We start from the raw sequence: 19,061 nt of genomic DNA on the forward strand, positions 1-19,061 counted from the left end.
CGGCATAAGGACTGCGGAGGAAAACGACATGACCAAGACAATCCGCCTGACGATGGCGCAGGCGCTGACCCGCTTTCTTGCCCAACAGATGGCCGAGATCGACGGCAAGAAAGTGCCGATCTTCGGCGGCGTCTGGGCAATCTTCGGCCACGGCAATGTCGCCGGCGTCGGCGAGGCGCTCTACCAGGTCCGCGACGAATTGCCGACGTTCCGTGCCCATAACGAGCAAGCGATGGCGCATGCGGCGATCGCCTATGCCAAGGCCAATTTCCGCCGCCGCTTCATGGCGGCGACCAGTTCGATCGGCCCTGGCGCGCTGAATATGGTGACGGCGGCAGCACTTGCGCATGTAAACAGGTTGCCTGTCCTGTTTCTGCCCGGCGACGTCTTCGCCAATCGCATTCCCGATCCCGTCCTGCAGCAAGCCGAGGATTTTTCCGACGGTACGGCGACGGTCAATGACTGCCTCCGGCCGGTGTCGCGCTATTTCGACCGCATCACCCGGCCGGAGCAGATCATGCCGGCGCTCAACCGCGCCATGCAGGTGCTGACCGATCCGGCTGAGTGTGGCCCGGTAACGCTGGCGCTGTGCCAGGACGTGCAGGCCGAGGCCTATGATTATCCCGAGAGTTTCTTTGCCGAGCGGCTCTGGACCCAGCGGCGAGCGCGCCCGGACCGCCAAGAGTTAGCAGCTGCAGTGGCGGCGCTGAAGAGCGCGAAGAAGCCATTGGTGATTGCCGGCGGTGGCGTGCTCTATTCGCAAGCGTCGGATGAATTGGCGAAGCTGGCGCAAGACGCTGGCATTCCGGTGTGCGAGACGCAAGGCGGCAAATCCTCGCTGCCCGACGATCATCCGCTGAACATGGCGGCGGTCGGCGTTACCGGCACTTCGGCTGCCAACAGGCTGGCCGAAGAGGCCGACGTCGTGCTTGCCGTCGGCACCAGGCTGCAGGATTTCACCACTGGCTCCTGGGCGTTGTTCAAGAATTCCGGCAAGACCATGATCGGGCTCAACGTCCAGCCTTTCGATGCCGGAAAGCACCAGGCGCTGCCGCTGGTCGCCGATGCGGCTGAAGGGCTCGCCGAACTCGGTGCGGCGCTGAAAGGCTGGAAAGCTCCTTCTGGCTGGACCGACAATGCGATCAGCGGCAAGAAGGACTGGCAGGCGGATGCCGGCAAGGTGACGGCGTCGACCAATGCCGCCTATCCGTCCGACGCGCAGGTGATCGGCGCCGTACAGCGCGCCATGGGCTCCGGCGTGGTACTGCTCCATGCCGCCGGCGGCTTGCCCGGCGAATTGCACAAGCTATGGCAGGCGGGCGCGCCCGGCTCCTATCATGCCGAATACGGCTTCTCGACCATGGGCTACGAAATCGCCGGCGGGCTTGGCGTCAAGATGGCCAAGCCCGACGAGGAGGTTGTGGTGATGATCGGCGACGGCTCCTACCTGATGCTCAATTCCGAGGTCGCTACGTCGGTGATGCTCGGCCTCAAGCTGACCATCGTGCTGCTCGACAACCGCGGCTATGGCTGCATCAACCGGCTGCAGATGGCGACCGGCGGCGCCAACTTCAACAATTTGCTGAAGGACGCTCGTCACGAGACCTTGCCCGAGATCGACTTCGCCGCGCATGCTGCAAGCATGGGTGCGATTGCCGAAAAAGTGGCGTCGATCGCCGGGCTGGAAACGGCCCTGGCGCAAGCGAAGAAGAATACGCGAACGACCGTGCTGGTCATCGACACCGACCCGCTGGCTTCGACCGAGGCCGGTGGAAGCTGGTGGGATGTCGCAGTGCCGGAAGTCTCGGCACGGCCGCAAGTGAACGCGGCGCGCAAGAAATATGAGGAAGCGCTGAGCGGGCGGCGGTTTTAACGCGCCCGCCAACGCCGCCTCGAATGTCAGAAATTGGAGTGACGACTTGAAAGCCAAACTGGGCATGTCCCCGATTGCATGGTGGAACGACGATCTTGCCGAACTCAGCGATGATGTGTCGCTGGAGGAGTGCCTGCGCCAGTCGCGCTCGGCTGGCTTTACCGGCATGGAAATGGGCCGCCGCTTTCCCAACGATCCGGAGATCATGCTGCCGATCCTGAAAGAGGCCGACGTGACGCTGTGCGGCGGCTGGTTCTCCGGGACGCTGGTCGACGAAGACATGGCGAAGAACAAGGTTCGTATCCAGCCGATGATCGACCTGTTCAAGGCGGTGAATGCGCCCTGCATCGTCTATGGTGAAGTCGGCCGTTCCATCCAGGGCGACCGCTCGAAACCGCTTGCCATCAAGCCGAGGCTGTCGGACGATGAGATGAAAGCCTACGCTAGGCGGCTAACCGAGTTCGGCGAATGGTGTGCCGGGCAAGGCATGCCGCTCTCCTACCATCATCATATGGCGGCGGTGATCGAGACCGAGCCGGAGCTCGACGCTTTCATGCGCTATTCGGGAGAGGGCATTCCGCTGCTGCTCGATGCCGGTCACCTGGCCTTTGCCGGCGGCGATGTGCTGCGCGCGATAGACAACCACCACCGGCGCATCAACCACGTGCATGTCAAGGACGTACGCATGCAGGTGATCCAAAAGCTGGATCGCAACAAGCAATCCTTCCTCGACGCGGTAGCACTTGGTGCCTTCACCGTGCCGGGAGATGGATCGCTGGATTTTGGCGCCATCGTCCAGAGGCTCGCCAACCACGGCTATGAAGGCTGGTTCGTGGTCGAGGCCGAGCAGGATCCGAAGAAGAACCCGCCACTCAAGATGGCACAGGTCGGCTACAAGGAATTGATGCGGGTGATGACGGCGGCCGGCTATACGGTTGAGACACTGGGCTTTCCCAATGCTTGAGAGTTCGCGAGGAAGGGCTGACCCGATGCCGGCGTTTATCCGATGAAAGACTCCGAGCACCCGTTTTTCCGGCCTTTGTGGCGGCGCGTCGCCATTGTCGCGGTCTGCCTGGTCTGGTCGGTGATCGAATTCGCTACCGGCACGCCGTTCTGGGGCGTGATCGCGCTCGGCTTCGCCGGCTATGCGGTCTGGCAGTTTTTCTACCTCTACAAACCGGCCGACGAAGACAAGCCATCGGCAAACGCCAAACCGAAGGAATGACCATGTCGAAGCTGCTCGTCAAAGCCAATAAGGGCCACGGCCGCATAGCCCATGTGACGCCGCAAAACGCTGGCTGGACCTATGTCGGCTTCGATCTGCATCGGCTGAGGCCCGGCGACACCGCTTCCGGGCAAACCGCGGATCGTGAGGTCTGTCTGGTATTCGTCACCGGCAAGGGCAAGGTCAAGGCCGGCGGCAAGGATCTCGGGCTCCTGGGCGAACGCATGTCGCCGTTCGAGGGCAAGCCGTGGTCGGTCTATGTGCCGCAGGGCTCGGAGTGGTCGGTGAGCGCCGATACCGATCTCGAACTCGCCGTGTGCTCGGCGCCGGGGCTTGGCGGCGGTCTGCCGGTCCGCATCATTGCGCCGAAGGATCTCGGCCAGGAGACCCGCGGCAAAGGCACCAACACGCGCTACGTCACCAACGTCCTGCCGGAGGGCGAGCCGGCCGATTCCCTGCTGGTGGTCGAGGTCATCACGCCCGGCGGCCACACATCGAGCTATCCGCCGCACAAGCACGACCAGGACAATCTGCCGGCCGAATCCTATCTCGAAGAGACCTATTACCACCGCCTCAACCCGCCGCAGGGCTTTGCTTTCCAGCGCGTCTACACCGATGCCGACCAGAACGGCTCTCGTTCGCTCGACGAGGCGATGGCGATCGAGGACGGCGACGTCGTGCTGGTACCCAAGGGTTATCACCCCTGCGCCGCCTGCCACGGCTATGATCTCTATTATCTCAACGTCATGGCCGGACCGAAGCGGACGTGGAAATTCCACAACGCGCCCGAGCACGAATGGCTGATGGCCTGACCGTTTCCCCTTCGCTTCTCAACCGCTGGTCCAAGCCGAAAAAATCGTCGGCTAATGACCAGGCTGTGTCGTTTTGTTACCGAAAACGCTGCAAAGCTTCGTCATTTCGTCATGCAAATCGCCTATGGCAGCGGGGCTGACGAGGAACTTCGATGCGCTACGCGATCTATTTCACCCCCCTGCAGGACGAACCGCTGGCGCGGATCGCCGCCAATTGGCTCGGCCGTGATCCCTTCGGTGCCGCCACGAGGCCGGTCGAGGCGGTGGGCGAGTTGTCGGCAGCGGAAGTTGCCTTCCATACCGCCTCGGCGCGCCGCTACGGCTTTCATGCGACGCTGAAGGCGCCCTTCCGGCTGGCTTCAAACGAGACGGAGGCCTCGCTTCGCGCCGCACTCGACGATTTTGCCGAGGCGACGCCGGTGGTGACGGTCCCGCGTCTCGTCGTCAGCCAGATCGACAGCTTTTTCGCGCTCGTGCCGGAAGCACCGCTGCCGGGGCTCAACCGTTTCGCCGATGATGTGGTGCGCGGCTTCGACCGCTTTCGCGCGCCGCTGACAGACGCGGAGATTGAACGCCGCAGCCCCGACTCGCTGAAGCCCGATGAGTTCCGCAATCTCTGCCAATGGGGCTACCCCTATGTCTTCGAGACGTTTCGTTTCCATATGACCCTGTCCGGCCGGGTGTCGTCACAGGAAAGCCCTCGTCTTCGCCTAGCAATCGACAGCCTGTTTGCGGACGTGCTGCAACGGCCGGTGCCGGTGGACGCGCTGACGCTGTTTGTCGAAACTGAGCCGGGTGCGCCGTTCATGGTGCTGTCCCATCACGCGCTCGGGCGCCGCCCGGCCAGAAGAACTGCCTGAGATGACTATTTCCTTTAACCGCATTGTGCGACGCCAATCCATTTTCAGTTGGCTGCAAAATGCTCCGAGGACTGCCTGAAATGACCGCCGAGACCGTTCTTGACAACGCCCGCATCGTGCTTGCCGACCAGATCGTCGAAGGGTCGATCGTGCTGCGCGACGGCGTGATCGCCGACATTGCTCCCCGCGCTGGCCGCAGCGGCGAGGACATGGGCGGCGACTTCATCATCCCTGGCCTGGTCGAGCTCCACACCGACCATCTCGAAGGCCACTACGCGCCACGGCCGAAAGTGCGTTGGAACCCGATCGCCGCGGTGCTCGCCCACGACGCGCAGGTGGCGACCGCCGGCATCACCACCGTGCTCGACGCCTTGCGCGTCGGTATGGACGAGGACGCCGACCTGACGGCCGCCGACATACGCAAGCTGGCCGAGGCGATTGAGGACAGCGTCCAGCAGGACCGGCTCAGGGCCGACCATTTCATCCATCTGCGCTGCGAGGTTTCGGCGCCGGACTGCCTCACAGCCTTCGCCAATTTCGACGGCGACGAGCGGGTCAGGCTGGCGTCGCTGATGGACCACGCGCCGGGACAGCGGCAATTCGTCGATCTCGAAACCTATGCGTATTACTACCAGCGCAAGCTGAAGCTGACCGATCGCGATTTCCAGAAATTCTGCGAAAAGCGGATGGCGGAATCGGCGAAGAACTCGAGCCCGAACCGCAGCTTCATCGCCGCTGCGTGCAAAGAGCGCGGTATCGTGCTCGCCAGCCATGACGACGCAACCGTCAGCCATGTCGATGAAGCGATCGAGCAAGGCGTCCGTGTCGCCGAGTTCCCGACCACCGAGGAGGCGGCTCGGGCTTCGAAAGAGGCAGGGCTCGGCGTTTTGATGGGCGCGCCGAACGTCATGCGCGGCGCTTCGCATTCGGGCAATGTCTCGGCCCGCACACTGGCCGGCGACGGCCTGCTCGATATCCTGTCATCGGACTACATTCCGTTCAGCCTGATCCAGTCGGCCTTTTTCCTCGGCGACGTGGTCGAGGGCATCTCGTTGCCTCAGGCAGTGGCGATGGTGTCGAAGAACCCGGCCGAGGCTGTCGGCCTCACCGATCGCGGTGTCATCGAGCCCGGCCGGCGCGCCGATCTGGTTCGCGTGCGCGTCGACGATCACGTCCCGGTTGTCCGCACGGTGTGGCGGCAGGGACGGCGGGTCGCATGATGGTGTCGGCATCGGTCGAGCGTGAATTGTCCGCCGCGGGATTTCCAATCCGCGACGGCGTCTTCGTCGCCGTCGTCGGACCGAGCGGTGCCGGCAAGGACACGGTGATCGGCTATGCGCGCGCCATGTTTGCCGACGAGAGCCGACTGGAGTTCGTTCGCCGGGTGATCACCCGGCCGAGCGATGCGGCCACCGAGGATCACGATACGCTAGCCGACGCTGCCTTCGTCGAGGCCGAAGCGGATGGCGCCTTCGCGATTTCCTGGGAGGCGCATGGCCTGCGCTATGGCATCCCGGCCGAAGTCGACTGGTCAGTCTCCAACGGCCGTGTCGCGATCGCCAACGTCTCGCGCGCGATCATCCCGACGCTGCGGGACCGCTACGCCAATCTGGCCATCGTCGAGATCACGGCTGCACCGGAGATCCTGGCCGAGCGGCTGGCCTTGCGCGGGCGCGAGTCGCGCGGCGAAGTGCTGGCACGGCTGGCGCGCAGCGCCAATGTGGCGCTGTCCGGACCGGGCGTCACCTCCATCGACAATAGCGGCCCTCGTGAAGCCGCCGGCGAGCGCTTCACCGAGGTGCTGCGCAAGGCCATGGCCTTCTCCGACATGTCGGGCCTCATCTAAGGCGCGCCCATCCGATGCATTCGGGATGGGCGCTACTTGTCTAACCCATATCTTTTTGGAAACCGGTATCCACTGTTCGGGATCATGGCCTCATGCGGCGTGCCGATCCCGACCAGCGTGATGAGTATCCGTGCTAGTGGTTGTCGAAGGCTTCGCTGGTGCATCCGCCGGTGTATCCAGAACTGCAACGTGATGCCGATAGACCATCTCCCAGCCCTTCCAGCCGGTGAACAGCAGTATGCAGACCACTATGAACGACAACAGCGCGCCCCACGGTCGGACCGCGGCCTCGGCGCCTTGAGCATAGCGAAGGTAGAAATTGATCAGAGCCACAACGACCGCGGTCAAGTTGCCCAGCATGTGGTACCAGGCGTCGGACAAGGCGCGAATGCGCGGCTCGTTGAGGAAGTCGATAAAACCAGCTGTCGCAGCGAGAAGCGCCATTACGATAGCTGCCCCGATCAGCCACATCGATGCCCGTGCCCAGAAGGCGTCGGCAGTCCCCCAGAAAACCAGGTCGGTGACAAAGGCACCGACAAGAAACGCGACAGGAAAAGGTATCAGCATCGGGTGGAGGGGGTGAGTTCCTATCTTTGCGGTACTTACTGGATTCATGGGCATGGGACGCCTCCGCGTAGCAAAGCTTAAATAAACGCTCAGATACGGGTTTCGTTCCAAATAGAGATTAACCTGAACTGCTGTCGCGAAGCTCAGGCTGACCTTTTCATGCCTGCCAATGGCAGTCGGCGTATTTCATCCAGCTATTTTTGCGTCATTCCGCGGCAGCACCCGCCACGCCCTTGCGGGTGGCTTCCAGCATCCGCCGCCGCGCCCTGAACACGCCCCATTGCTGGTCGACCAGAACGCCGATGAGGATCACCCCGCCCATCACGGCGAAGTTGAGCGAGGACGGGATACCGAGCAGGTTGACGAGGTTCTGCAACTCCTGCAGCAGCACCGTGCCGAGCAGGACGCCGATCAGCGAGCCTTCGCCGCCGCGCAGCGAGAAGCCGCCGAGCACCGCTGCCGCGATGGCGTAGAGCTCGTAGAACTGGCCGTGGCTCGCCGGCGAGATCGAGCGTGTGTACATGGCGAAATAGATAGCCGACAGCGCCGTCAGCACGCCGCAGATGACATAGGCGGCCATGACGATGCGGCCGGTGCGGATGCCGGAATATTTCGCCGCTTCCTCGTTCTTGCCGATGGCGTAGAGATATCGCCCGAACACCGAACGGTGCAGCACCACCCACATGACGACGGCGATGACGATCAGCGCGATGAAACTGTTCGGCACGCCCCAGGACCGCCCCGCCGTCAGGAACTCGAGTTCCGGGAAGTTCTGTCCGAAGGCAAAGCCGGCGGTGCCGTCGGCGGTATAGAAGCGCGCCACGCCGCGATAGATCAGCAGGCCGCACAAGGTCACCACGAAAGGCTGCAATTTGAGCCGGGTGATCAGCCAGCCATGCGCCAGCCCGATGATGCCGCCGAGCACCAGGATCAGCGGCAGGGCGACCGGCCAGGCCATGCCGCGCGTGGCGATGAAGTCGATGAACAGCACGCCGAGCAGCGCAACCACCGAGCCGACCGACAATTCGATGCCGCCGGTGATGATGACGAAAGCCTGGCCGATCGACAGGATGCCGAACAACCCGATCAGGTTCGAGGTGTTGGCGAGATTGATCGGCAGCAGGAAGCGCGGGTTGATGATCGCTACCACCGCGCCGACCGCCAGGATCAGGATCAGCAGGCCGAGATCTTTCTTGCTCATCGTCGTCTCCCAATGCCGGCGAACTATTTCGGCTGCTTGCCGACCGCCAGCAGCAGCACGTTTTCCTGGCTGAACCGTTCCTTGTCGAGAATGCCGGAGATCTGGCCTTCATGCATGACGGCGATGCGGTCGGAAACACCGATCACCTCCTCCATGTCGCTGGAGATCATCAGCACGGCGACGCCGGCATCGGCCAGCGCCCGCATCAGCCCGTAGATCTCGGCCTTGGCGCCAATGTCGATGCCGCGTGTCGGCTCGTCGAGGATCATCACCTTCGGCTTCATCGCCAGCCATTTGGCCAGCACGACCTTTTGCTGGTTGCCGCCCGACAGCGTGCCGGTACGCGTCTGCACGGAGGGCGCCCTGATGCCCAGATCGGTCTTCTGTTTCTCGGCGGTGGCGGCCTCGGCGCTGGCCGAGACCAGCGAGCGCCGCGAATGCGCCGGCAGATTGGGCAGCGAGATGTTCTGGGCAATCGACAGATCGAGCAGGATGCCGGTCAGCTTGCGGTCTTCCGGGACGAGGAAAATACCGTTGGCCACTGCGTCCGCGGCCGAACCAAGAACCCGATCTTTTCCGTCAAGTTGGAACGAGCCGCCAAAGCTCTTGTCGATGCCGAACAGCACGCGCGCCAGCTCCGTCCGACCGGAGCCGACGAGACCGGCAAGGCCGAGGATCTCGCCATGCCTGACGTCGAGGTCGACGGGCCGGTCGGGATAGGCGGCGGTGCGAATGGCCTTGACCGACAGCGCGACAGAGCCCGGCGGGCGCGCCGATTCTGCGGCCTTCTCCCTCTCCTTGAGCATGCGGCCGATCATCAGCTTGACCATCTGGTCGTGATTGATGGCGCTCTTCGGCAAAGTTCCGGCGAGCATGCCGTCCCTGAGCACGACGACGCGGTCGGCGACGCGCTCGACCTCGTGCAGGCGGTGTGAGATGAAAATGACGCTGATGCCGTCTGCCTTCAGCGCCTTGATGACACCAAGCAGCTTGTCGGTTTCGGCGATCGGCAGGCTCGAGGTCGGCTCGTCGAGGATAACCAGCCTTGCCTTGATCGACAGCGCCTTGGCGATCTCGACCATTTGCTGCTGGGCCAGCGACAGCGCCGATACCGGCGTATCGGCCGAGAAATTGGCGCCCACGCGTTTGAGCAGCGGCGCCGCCAGCGCTCGCAGCCTGGCGCGGTCGACCAGCTTGAGCGGGCCGGCGCGCAGCGGTTCGCGGCCGAAGAAGATATTGGCGGCAACGTCGAGGTTTTCGAACAGGTTGAGTTCCTGGTGGACGAAGGCGATGCCCGAACCGATGCTGGCCTCGACAGTCAGCCCGTCATGGGCGGCGCCATCGACAATGATGGTGCCGGTGTCCGGCCTGGTGACGCCGCCGAGGATCTTCATCAGCGTCGATTTGCCGGCGCCGTTTTCGCCGACCAGGCCGATGACCTCGCCGGGCCTGACCTCGATCGAGAACCCGTCCAGCGCGACAACGCCGGGATAGGTCTTGCGCACACCGTTGAGGCTCAGGAACGGAGCGTCCGTGGATGCAACGATGGATGGGTCGGAATAATTCATCACGCCTGACAGCAGCCGGTGAGCCGTTTTGGACTCAGACTGACGGGCCTCGCGAGGCCCGTCAATAGAACGCCGGCTCAAGGCTAACCTTGAGCCGGCGCAACCTAGTTTGCTCAGTTTCCAGACATCGCCTTGAGGCTGGCGGCGTAGGCGTCGACATCGTCCTTGCCGATGATCTTGGTCGGGATGATGATCAGTCCATCGGCGGGAACGCCCGACTTGTTGCCTTCGAGATAGGCGGCCATCAGCTTCATGCCCTGATAGGCCCATTCGAAGGGCTGCTGCACGACGGTGGCGGCGACGGTGCCTTCCTTGACGCCGCCCAGCGTGATCGGATCGTCGTCGAAGCCAACGACGGTGATCTGGCCGAGCTTGCCGGCATCGCGCAGCGCCTCATAGATACGCGGCGTGTTGTAGGAATAGAAGCCGACCATGCAGGTGACGTCGGGGCTGGCGACCAGCGCGTCCTCGACGTTCTTCTTGGCGCGGGCCTGGTCGATGTCATCGCCACGCACGTCGACCAGTTCGATCTTGGTGCCGGCGAGGCCGTCCTTCATGCCCTGGATGCGTTCCTTGGCATTGTCGGCGCCGAGCAGGCCGACGAAGCCGAGGCATTTGCCGCCATCTGGCATCGCCTTCTTGGCAATCTCTGCCGCCTGCTTGCCGGCATCGACATTGGACGAGCCGATATAGGCGACACGCTTGGTCTGCGGTGCGTCGCTGTCGGTGGTGAACAACGCCGTTTCCGAGGCGATCTTGTTCAGCCCGTCGGTCGACGTCTTGGGGTCGACGGCCGAGACCATGATCGCCTTAACACCGGCCGTCACCAGATCGTCCATCAGGCGCTGCTGGATGGCGACCGAGGACTGCTCCGGATATTTGAGTTCTAGATTGTAATTGGGCAATTCGCCTTGAGCCTTCTTGACCCCGGCTTCGGCAGCCTTCCAGAAATCGGAAGCGCCGTTGACGACGAAGGCCAGTGTCGGCTTGTCGTCGGCACGCGCAATTGCGCTGACGGACAGGCCGAGCAGCAGGGCCGCAGCGGCGACGGACGCATTTCGTATCGCAGATTTCATATTCAACCTCCCATTTGACTCAGTAATTTTCGCTGATGATGAACGTGCCGGCGCGGCTTGGACGCCCTCCTCCTCAGGGTTCCGGCAGCGAAGAACGACGCCATTCCAGCCGCGATCGTCGACTTTAGAGACTCATTCGTCGTTCGTAAATAGTCCGATTTGTCTGACATTTCCTCGAAACGGCAGGCGAGCTTCGGTTGACGGGAACTGTCCGCCACCAGGCTGGCTTACGTTCCGAACATGCGCGGGTCCGATGTTCGTCCGAGCATGATGGATTGACGTTATAGGGCCGCCGGATATTAGTAAAGAGTATTAGTTTAATCGGGATTCTCACAAGAAAGGAGAAGCCTCCCAATGCGCTGTCACGTCGGATTCGCGACTAAATCACTTAAGAGGGCACTTATATCTATTAGCATCGCTTTACCTTATAAATGCGAGATTTGAGGGACGAATGACATGAACGAACCACTGCGCGATCCCGTCCTTGAGGGTACCAGGCGGCGCAAGCCGTCCGGGAAAAACCCCAGAGGCCGCGTTACCATGACCGACATCGCCAGGGCCGCCGGTTGTTCGCAGGCGACGGTTTCGTTCGTCCTCAACAACACGCCGGGCATCAGGCTATCGCAGCAAACTCGTGAGCGGGTGATAGAGGCGGCGCGGGCCCTCAGTTATGCGCCGCCGGTGTTTTCCGCCCTGCGAGCCCCGGTTGCCGCTTTTGACGGGCTGGATGGCGTGATCGGCTTCGCCGTCGACCAATTGGCGACCAGCCCGGAGGCGGTCGTCGCCATTGAAGGGGCGCGGCAAGCCTCGTGGAACGCTGGCAATGTACTTTTGGTGGCGCAGACCATGGGCGACGAGGTGATGGAGCCCCGGGCCATCGCGGCGCTGACCAAGCAGGGCATTTCGGCGCTGATCTACATGACCATCTTCACCCGCGAGATCGTCGCGCCGGAGTATCTCTACGGCCTCGACATTCCGGTCATCCTGCTCAACTGCTACACCGCCGACTATGCCTTCCCCGCCGTGGTGCCGAGCGAGATCGCCGGCGGCCAGAGCTCGACCCGGCACCTGATCAGCCATGGCCATCGCCGTATCGCCACCATCACCGGCGAGCCATGGATGCAGGCGGCGCAGGACCGGCTGAAGGGCTACCGCCGGGCGCTGGCGACAGCCGATATCCCGTTCGACCCGGCCTTGGTCGTCGAAGGCGATTGGTCGGCGAGCGCCGGCTATGCCGCGACCATCAAGCTACTGGCGCTGAAAGACCGGCCGACCGCCATCTTCTGCCAGAACGACCGCACCGCGATCGGCTGCTACGAGGCGCTGAAGGAGGCCCGCCTGCACATCCCCCAGGATATTTCGGTGGTCGGCTATGACGACGAGGAGATCGCGCGCCATCTGTTCCCCCCGCTGACGACGTCGATCCTGCCGCATATGGCGATGGGGCAATGGGCGATCGAGCAGCTGGAAGTCCCCGCCCCTCCCGGTCGTGGCCGCCATCCCATCACCAAGCTCGAATGCCCGCTGGTGGAGCGGGAGTCGGTTGGCGCGGTGGCGGGCTGACGCGAGGCGGCGGAATAGTCGGCGATCGACAATTGCATAGGCTTGACATCGCGCCCCGCATAGATCCGATTGAGCCCTATGAGGTTGCAAAGCTGCTATAATTTTCAGGACTTTCGCAGGCTGGCCAGACAGCGCCTGCCAGGACCGATCTTCGACTATATCGATGGCGGCGCGGACGACGAGACGACGCTGCGGCGCAACACGGCTGCGTTCGAGGACTGCGATCTCGTCCCCAACGTCCTTGCCGGCGTCGGACAGGTCGACATGTCGGTCACCGTCATGGGCCAGAAGCTGGCGATGCCGGTCTATTGTTCGCCGACGGCTCTCCAGCGACTGTTCCACCATAGCGGCGAGCGCGCCGTCGCCGCGGCGGCGGAGAAGTTCGGGACGATGTTCGGCGTCTCATCGCTCGGCACGGTCAGCCTGGAGGAAGTCCGCAAGCACAGGACGCCGCAGGTCTATCAGTTCTATTTCCACAGGGATCGCGGCCTGAACCGCGCCATGATGGAGCGCGCCAAGGCGTCCGGCGTCGAGGTGATGATGCTGACCGTCGACAGCGTCACCGGCGGAAACCGCGAGCGTGACCTGCGGACCGGCTTTTCGATCCCCTTTCGGCTTACGCTCGGCGGCATGATGCAGTTCGCGATCAAGCCGAGATGGGCCATCAACTATTTGACGCACGAAAAGTTCAGCCTGCCGCAGTTGAACGGCCATATCGATCTCGGCGGCGGAGCGCTTTCCATCAGCCGTTATTTCACGGAGATCCTCGACCCGTCGCTGGATTGGAAGGACGTCGAAGACATGGTCCGCTTCTGGAACGGCCAGTTTTGCCTGAAGGGGATCATGAGCGTCGCCGATGCCAGAAAGGCGGTCGACATCGGCTGCACCGGCATCATTCTGTCAAATCATGGCGGCAGGCAGCTGGACGGCTCGCGCAGCCCCTTCGACCAGCTGTCGGAGATCGTCGACGCGGTGGGCGACAGGATAGACGTGATCATCGACAGCGGCGTCCAGCGCGGCACGCATGTGCTGAAAGCCCTGTCGTTGGGTGCCAAGGCCGTCGGTATCGGGCGCTACTATCTCTTCCCGCTGGCAGCCGCCGGACAGGCCGGCGTCGAACGGGCGCTCGGCCTGATGCGAACCGAGATCGAACGCGACATGCGGCTGATGGGATGCAGGTCGGTGGCAGAGCTTTCCAGGGGGAATGTGCGGTTTAGGTGAGGCAGCCGGAAGTGGCGCACGGCATAAGCTTTTCAAGTGCGAACACTATACCGACCGGCCGCCGCTCCTGCCGTCCGTGTCGAAGACGGCCTCGCCGGAAACAGCATACGTATATCCGCCTTCAAGCTGCTGCAACGTATGCCGGAACCGATCAAGATTGCCGAGCATTGTGGGCCTGGCATCGACCATGTGCTGGAAAGTGTCCCACTCTCCAATCAAGAAGAAGGCGCCATCTCCCGATTTGATGAGAGCCATTTTTCGCAATCCCTCGAAGTTGCGCGGAGCGCTGCTGAACAGTTCGACGAATTCGTCTTCACTACCCGGCTTGACCTGGAAGCGACGCTGTTGAACGCCGTCATGTACGTTCCCCCGTGAAAGACCTGAAGAAGCTCGAATATGCGAAAGCCCTAAGGCACTCAAACCCTTCGAACACGTGTACAGGAAAATCGGAAGGTTGGCTTCAGTCACCTCCGGCCGAATGCCCCGTTTCTGGCGCTATTTTGCCAGGTAGAGGACGACGCTCGATCTCAATCGGTACGCCCTTCCGACCGGCAATGAAACGCGCCGTTAACGCCGTTCGCGGGTGACAGGATGTTGGCCGCAGTTCGAAGGTATAATCTGCGTCTCGCTGTCAGTTGCGGAGGCGAAAATGAACGTGCTTCGGATTGCGCTCTTGTGCACGACCATGATCGACCTTGGAATGCCGGCTGTTCGCGCTGAGGATCGGCCTGTGCCGCCGAACAACGAAGCCGCCACAGTGCAGCCGCCCGTTCATTGTGAAGGCCAAAACTGTCTCCCGCCGGCGAACGATCCTGTGCAGGAATGCACCGGCCAAGATTGCACGCCAGCGCCGCCGACTGAACCGGGTCCGGAGATCAAGCAGGCCGACTGAGTCGGCATCAGCAGACCATCCCCTCTTTTGGCAGGGATGGCGCTCAGCCCTCGCGACCCTCCGACCACCGGCGCCGGTCACGGTCATAGTCGGGCGGCTATGAGCTCACCGCGCCCGAGAGGCCCCATGAGGCGGGCCGTGCATTGGATTGATGGCGCGCCCGAAGAGGATGAAACTGGGAACTCGTATGTTATTGCTGCGCCTATCGATTTCTCAGATCACCGCTCGGAGCCGAAGGTCCGCCTTGCGCGCCATAAACTGTCCCTTGCCACCCCTGAACAGCCAAAATCGGATCCAACCGGTCATTCGTCAAGGGGAAGCGAAGTGACCTCCATGCAGAATTCGAGCGCTCATCGGCGTTGGGCGCAATCCGGCCGCGGCCCTCCTGGGGCTAACGTTCAGGGCAGCGGGATCGGCTTGTCGCTGAGTGTGCGCAAGTAGGCGATCAGGTCGACCCGTTCGGTCTCGTCCGGGACACCAGGCGTTTCCATGTAAACGCCCGGAGTAGTGAGCATGGGCCCGAAGAGATATCTGTTCAGATCCTCGTACGTCCACACGCCTTCCCAGCCGAGCAAAGCGTCGGAGTAATGCATTTTTGCCACGGACGCCTTGTCGCGGCCGACGACGCTCCACAGGTTGGGTCCCGCTTTGATCGCTCCCTGTGGCGCGGCATTGTGGCAACCGGCACACACGCTGGTGAAGTAGGTTCGGCCTTTCTCGACATCGGCAGCAGCCAACTTCATCGAGATGGGAGCTGGTGTTGGCAAGACGACGCCGTGCGATATGAGATAGTCAGCGACTTCGCGTTGCCTCTTGAATTTTGCCAGATGGAGCGGCGTCTTGCCGTCCTTTGTCTTCGCATTCACGTCCGCGCCGGCCTCGACGAGTGCCTTCACGCAGTCGAAACAACCGAGATTCACCGCGATGTGGATAGCGTTTTCGCGGCTGCGCTTCGAATTTGGATTTGCGCCCCCATCCAGCAACAGATTGATCAAATCGATCCTGCGTTTTGCCAAAGCCGGCATGAGGGCAGGACCCAAAGCCGGTGTTGGGGCGGCGTTGACGTCGGCACCGCGTTCAATGAGCATTTTTGCCGCCGCAAAATGCCCGCCCCTGACTGCAAGATAGAGTGGTGTCGCTTGCCCATCGCTCTCATCAACGCCGGCACCTGCGTCGAGCGCTGCCGTAATCGCCGCGACATCACCCTCTTTCGCGGCGTCGTGAATGGCGGTGGCGTGAGATACAATCGGGATGTGTACAAGCAGTAGGGGAATGAAAAGCAAGAATCCGCGCATTTCGCATCTCCCAAGGCAAGCCCGAGGACCCGGCACGATTTCAAGAAGGGCAGAGGTTAGTACGAATGCTCGATAGCGGCAACGCACGTGTGATCGAGTTCGCCGCCGCCGTGGCGGGCGGCGGCAGCGCATGCAGTCGCCTGCATGCAAGGCGGTCCTAAACATCAGCCGACCAGCCGTGGCTCATCCCCTAGGAGAAGTCGTTTCTCAGCGCCGGGAATCCCGCAGATTTGCCGGTAACCGCTAAAGCGCCACCACGATGGCAATGATGAGCGGCTAAGCGGTCCATCGATGCCGGTGGATTGGGATGTACATTACAAATGGCGCGCCCGAAGAGATTCGAACTCCTGACCCCCAGATTCGTAGTCTGGTGCTCTATCCAGCTGAGCTACGGGCGCGCAACAGGCCATGCTTTGCATAGCCCCGCGATCCGATCCTGGCGACCGGCCGCGAATGTGAGCTGTTCCCTAGCGACTGAATTTGCGAAAAGCAAGCCGATCCTGGCCAAAAGTTTTGCCGTCACGTTTTGCCGTCATGCGCCGGCCGGCGAAGGTAAGATCGCGTCACGCGGCGGCTGAGCCGATAGGTCGTCGTCTTGGATCGGTCATTTGCCAATCGGAACGGTCCGTAACGAAACAAGCCGTTGCACGGCGGCCGAGCCGATGACTCTTAGTCCCGGACCAACCATTTGCGAATTGAAACGGTCCGTAACGAAACGGTTCGTTACGCCGGGCGGCGCAGGCCGTTGCGGGCTTGGTCGAGCCGGACCGGCTGGTCGGGAATGGTGACGGCGAATGTGGTGCGGCCGCCGATGCTTTCGACCAGCTCCACCGTGCCGCCATGGGCGCGGATCAATTCATGGGCGATCGCCAGGCCAAGGCCGGTGCCGCCGCTGCGGGCCGAGCCGCGAAACGCCGCGAACAGGTTTTCGCGCGCCTTCGGCGGCAGGCCGGGGCCGGTGTCGGTGACGACGATGCGGCTGACGCTGCCGATGCGCTCGGCCGATATGGTCAGGCGGCGCACTACGGCGCTCTCGGTGTCCGCCGCCATCGCCTGCACGGCGTTGCGGCTAAGATTGGTGAGCACGCGGAACAGCTGATCGGAATCGGCGTCGACCTCGAGCACCGGATCGACGGCGTTGACGAATTCGATGCCGCATTCGATGTCGAGCAGGCCCTGGACGTCCTCGACCAGCTGGCGCAGCCGCAGCCTGCGACGCGACGGCGGCGGCTCCTGGGTGCGGCCATAGGACAGCACGCCTTCCGAATAGGACACGGCGCGATCGAGCGCGCGCAGCAGTTTTGGCGCGAAGGCCTGAACAGTCGGGTCCTTTACCTGGCGCAGGCGGTCCGACATCAGCTGCGCCGAGGCAAGGATGTTGCGCATGTCGTGGTTGATCTTCGACACGGCCAGGCCGAGATCGGCCAGGTGCTTCTGCTCGGTCAGCATCTTTTGCAGCCGCTCCTGCATCTGCGACAGCTCGCGTTCGGCGACGCCGATCTCGTCGGCCCGGGCGGCGGGGTGAATGATGCGACCGGGATCGTCGGGCGCCTCGGAAAAGGACAGCATCGAGCGCGTCATCGTCCTGATCGGGCCGATCATGATCAGGTCTATCGCGGCGTAGACCAGCATGGCGGTGAACAGCGAAATCAGCAGCGAGACGAAGGCGACGTTGCGCGAATAGATCAGCATGGCATTGCGCAGGCGGTGGTCGGGCATGATCAGCTCGAACTCCTTGTCGCTGTCGCCGACCGGTCCGAAAACGCGCAGCATCCTCTTGCCGCCGAAAAACAGCGTGTCCAGCGCGCCGGTCATGCCCTTGATCATGCCGACATTGGCGATATCGATATGCTCGTCCACCTGCGGCGGCATTTCGGCCACGACCAGCAGCCGCGAGACGCCGCCGTCGCGCACCGCGATCGCCTTGGCGCCGATCGCCATCAGCACGTCGTTCTGGGCGGCACGCGACAGCGAGGCAGGTTCGCCCTGCACCAGGACGATGGAAACAGCAGCGGCAGTACTCAGCCTCTCCTTCAGCCAACTCAGCCGGTAACTGGCGATCCAGGGCACGAAGATGAGGATTTCAGCCAAGAGCACGAAGACGATGGTGAGCAGCAGCAACTTGGTCGACAGGCCGCGCGCCAAGGGCACCCTGCGGGTGGCGGCCTTCGCCTCGGCGATGCTTTCGTCCGTTGCTGGGACTTCACTCATGCTCGTCGTCACGGCTGCCTGTCATCACGGCTGCTTGTCTTAAGGACTGCTTGTCTTCACGATCGCTTGATCGGGTGAGATTAGGCGATTGCGGCTTTTTTGCCAAATTCATCCTTGGTCGAAGCCGGACAAAGGGCCGCAAGACTTCCCTCCCGGTCCGACAACGCCGGCCCGACGCGCTGGATTGACTTCCAAAACCCTTCTTTCTATAAGCCCGCTCACGCTCGGGCCATTCGTCCCGGCGCGGTTTCGATCGCGCCAAAACCGGCCCGGCAAAGCTCCTGTTACAAAGTGACAGAATCAAGAAGGGCCGCACCCCGCGGTATTTAAACAAATGAAGCGTACTTACCAGCCGTCCAAACTCGTCCGCAAACGCAGGCACGGTTTCCGTGCCCGCATGGCCACCAAGGGTGGCCGCGGCGTCGTCGCAGCCCGCCGCAACCGCGGCCGCAAGCGTCTCAGCGCCTGAGCACCAAGCGAGAGACAAGATCGTTGCCCGCAACCGGCAAGCCAACGGGTCCCCATCCCAAGCGGCTTCTGAAGCGCGCGGAATTCCTGGCTGTCCGCCGCGGCGAAAAGCGCCGCGGACGGCTTTTCCTCGTCGAGGTTCTGGGCCGCGGCGACTGCGAAGCGCCGCGCGTCGGCTATACCGTCACCAGGAAGGTCGGCAACGCCGTCGTTCGCAACCGCATCCGGCGGCGGCTGAGAGAGGCCGTGCGCACGCATGCCGCGGATGACATGGCGCCGGGCAATGATTATGTCATCGTCGGGCGCGAAGACGTGCTTACCACTCCGTTTGGCCAGTTGAAGGCCGAACTCTCCCGCAGATTGCGTGGAACACGATAGGCCAA

18 protein-coding genes and 1 tRNA gene are annotated in these 19,061 nt (G+C 62.7%); 11 read left to right on the forward strand and 8 right to left on the reverse strand.

What is annotated here, in order from left to right; all coding sequences use genetic code 11:
• The first annotated feature begins 28 nt into the window (after nucleotides 1-28).
• From iolD to phnN, 7 genes are all read left to right on the forward strand, one after another.
• A complete protein-coding gene (gene iolD / locus NKH91_RS14125) occupies nucleotides 29-1,873 on the forward strand; it encodes a 3D-(3,5/4)-trihydroxycyclohexane-1,2-dione acylhydrolase (decyclizing) (protein ID WP_352884838.1) in 1,845 nt (614 codons plus the stop codon).
• Nucleotides 1,874-1,919: 46 nt separating this feature from the next.
• Nucleotides 1,920-2,837, forward strand: a complete 918-nt coding sequence (iolE, locus tag NKH91_RS14130) for a myo-inosose-2 dehydratase (protein WP_023718233.1) — start codon at nucleotides 1,920-1,922, stop codon at nucleotides 2,835-2,837.
• Nucleotides 2,838-2,879: 42 nt separating this feature from the next.
• Nucleotides 2,880-3,098, forward strand: a complete 219-nt coding sequence (locus tag NKH91_RS14135) for a DUF3329 domain-containing protein (protein WP_023718232.1) — start codon at nucleotides 2,880-2,882, stop codon at nucleotides 3,096-3,098.
• A gap of 2 nt (nucleotides 3,099-3,100) precedes the next feature.
• On the forward strand, nucleotides 3,101-3,910 hold the full coding sequence (gene iolB / locus NKH91_RS14140; protein WP_352484309.1) for a 5-deoxy-glucuronate isomerase: 810 nt from the start codon (nucleotides 3,101-3,103) through the stop codon (nucleotides 3,908-3,910).
• A gap of 152 nt (nucleotides 3,911-4,062) precedes the next feature.
• On the forward strand, nucleotides 4,063-4,770 hold the full coding sequence (locus NKH91_RS14145) for a DUF1045 domain-containing protein (RefSeq protein ID WP_023718230.1): 708 nt from the start codon (nucleotides 4,063-4,065) through the stop codon (nucleotides 4,768-4,770).
• Between the two features lie 80 nt (nucleotides 4,771-4,850).
• Nucleotides 4,851-5,990, forward strand: coding sequence for an alpha-D-ribose 1-methylphosphonate 5-triphosphate diphosphatase (locus tag NKH91_RS14150; RefSeq protein WP_023718229.1), 1,140 nt, complete (start codon nucleotides 4,851-4,853; stop codon nucleotides 5,988-5,990).
• Nucleotides 5,987-6,616, forward strand: a complete 630-nt coding sequence (phnN, locus tag NKH91_RS14155; protein ID WP_023718228.1) for a phosphonate metabolism protein/1,5-bisphosphokinase (PRPP-forming) PhnN — start codon at nucleotides 5,987-5,989, stop codon at nucleotides 6,614-6,616. The genes NKH91_RS14150 and phnN overlap by 4 nt, the downstream gene beginning before the upstream one ends.
• 90 nt (nucleotides 6,617-6,706) lie before the next feature.
• Here phnN and NKH91_RS14160 read toward each other — a convergent pair whose 3' ends face one another.
• From NKH91_RS14160 to NKH91_RS14175, 4 genes are all read right to left on the reverse strand, one after another.
• Nucleotides 6,707-7,237: a DUF2231 domain-containing protein gene (locus NKH91_RS14160; RefSeq protein ID WP_023718227.1), complete on the reverse strand. Its 531-nt coding sequence runs from the start codon at nucleotides 7,235-7,237 to the stop codon at nucleotides 6,707-6,709.
• Nucleotides 7,238-7,388: 151 nt separating this feature from the next.
• The gene (locus NKH91_RS14165) at nucleotides 7,389-8,384 is read right to left on the reverse strand and encodes an ABC transporter permease (protein ID WP_023718226.1); all 996 of its coding nucleotides are present in this window, start codon (nucleotides 8,382-8,384) and stop codon (nucleotides 7,389-7,391) included.
• A 23-nt stretch (nucleotides 8,385-8,407) separates the two neighbouring features.
• Nucleotides 8,408-9,952: a sugar ABC transporter ATP-binding protein gene (locus NKH91_RS14170; protein WP_352846938.1), complete on the reverse strand. Its 1,545-nt coding sequence runs from the start codon at nucleotides 9,950-9,952 to the stop codon at nucleotides 8,408-8,410.
• Nucleotides 9,953-10,065: 113 nt separating this feature from the next.
• The gene (locus NKH91_RS14175) at nucleotides 10,066-11,028 is read right to left on the reverse strand and encodes a sugar-binding protein (protein WP_352484310.1); all 963 of its coding nucleotides are present in this window, start codon (nucleotides 11,026-11,028) and stop codon (nucleotides 10,066-10,068) included.
• Nucleotides 11,029-11,484: 456 nt separating this feature from the next.
• On the opposite strand from NKH91_RS14175, the gene NKH91_RS14180 reads away from it, so the two are divergent.
• Both NKH91_RS14180 and NKH91_RS14185 read left to right on the forward strand, forming a co-directional pair.
• The gene (locus NKH91_RS14180) at nucleotides 11,485-12,591 is read left to right on the forward strand and encodes a LacI family DNA-binding transcriptional regulator (protein WP_352640269.1); all 1,107 of its coding nucleotides are present in this window, start codon (nucleotides 11,485-11,487) and stop codon (nucleotides 12,589-12,591) included.
• A 78-nt stretch (nucleotides 12,592-12,669) separates the two neighbouring features.
• Complete coding sequence (locus tag NKH91_RS14185) at nucleotides 12,670-13,812, forward strand: alpha-hydroxy acid oxidase (protein ID WP_352846936.1); 1,143 nt, start codon at nucleotides 12,670-12,672, stop codon at nucleotides 13,810-13,812.
• A 45-nt stretch (nucleotides 13,813-13,857) separates the two neighbouring features.
• Here NKH91_RS14185 and NKH91_RS14190 read toward each other — a convergent pair whose 3' ends face one another.
• The 4 genes from NKH91_RS14190 to NKH91_RS14205 all read right to left on the reverse strand — a co-directional run bounded on the left by NKH91_RS14190 (nucleotide 13,858) and on the right by NKH91_RS14205 (nucleotide 18,210).
• Nucleotides 13,858-14,280, reverse strand: coding sequence for an antibiotic biosynthesis monooxygenase family protein (locus NKH91_RS14190; protein WP_352846934.1), 423 nt, complete (start codon nucleotides 14,278-14,280; stop codon nucleotides 13,858-13,860).
• An 822-nt stretch (nucleotides 14,281-15,102) separates the two neighbouring features.
• Nucleotides 15,103-15,999 carry an ankyrin repeat domain-containing protein gene (locus NKH91_RS14195; protein WP_352846931.1) on the reverse strand — a complete coding sequence of 299 codons (897 nt, stop codon included), beginning with the start codon at nucleotides 15,997-15,999 and terminating at the stop codon, nucleotides 15,103-15,105.
• 321 nt (nucleotides 16,000-16,320) lie between these two features.
• Nucleotides 16,321-16,397 (reverse strand) — tRNA-Arg (locus tag NKH91_RS14200).
• A 325-nt stretch (nucleotides 16,398-16,722) separates the two neighbouring features.
• Complete coding sequence (locus NKH91_RS14205) at nucleotides 16,723-18,210, reverse strand: sensor histidine kinase (protein ID WP_023718217.1); 1,488 nt, start codon at nucleotides 18,208-18,210, stop codon at nucleotides 16,723-16,725.
• Nucleotides 18,211-18,544: 334 nt separating this feature from the next.
• Here NKH91_RS14205 and rpmH point away from each other — a divergent pair, with 334 nt between their 5' ends.
• Nucleotides 18,545-18,679 (forward strand): 50S ribosomal protein L34, encoded by a 135-nt coding sequence (rpmH, locus tag NKH91_RS14210; protein ID WP_008833937.1) that lies wholly within the window; start codon nucleotides 18,545-18,547, stop codon nucleotides 18,677-18,679.
• A gap of 23 nt (nucleotides 18,680-18,702) precedes the next feature.
• The gene (rnpA, locus tag NKH91_RS14215; protein ID WP_023718216.1) at nucleotides 18,703-19,056 is read left to right on the forward strand and encodes a ribonuclease P protein component; all 354 of its coding nucleotides are present in this window, start codon (nucleotides 18,703-18,705) and stop codon (nucleotides 19,054-19,056) included.
• The last annotated feature ends 5 nt before the right edge of the window (nucleotides 19,057-19,061 follow it).

Source organism: Mesorhizobium sp. M0894 (assembly GCF_040319725.1).
Classification (GTDB): Bacteria; Pseudomonadota; Alphaproteobacteria; order Rhizobiales; family Rhizobiaceae; genus Mesorhizobium.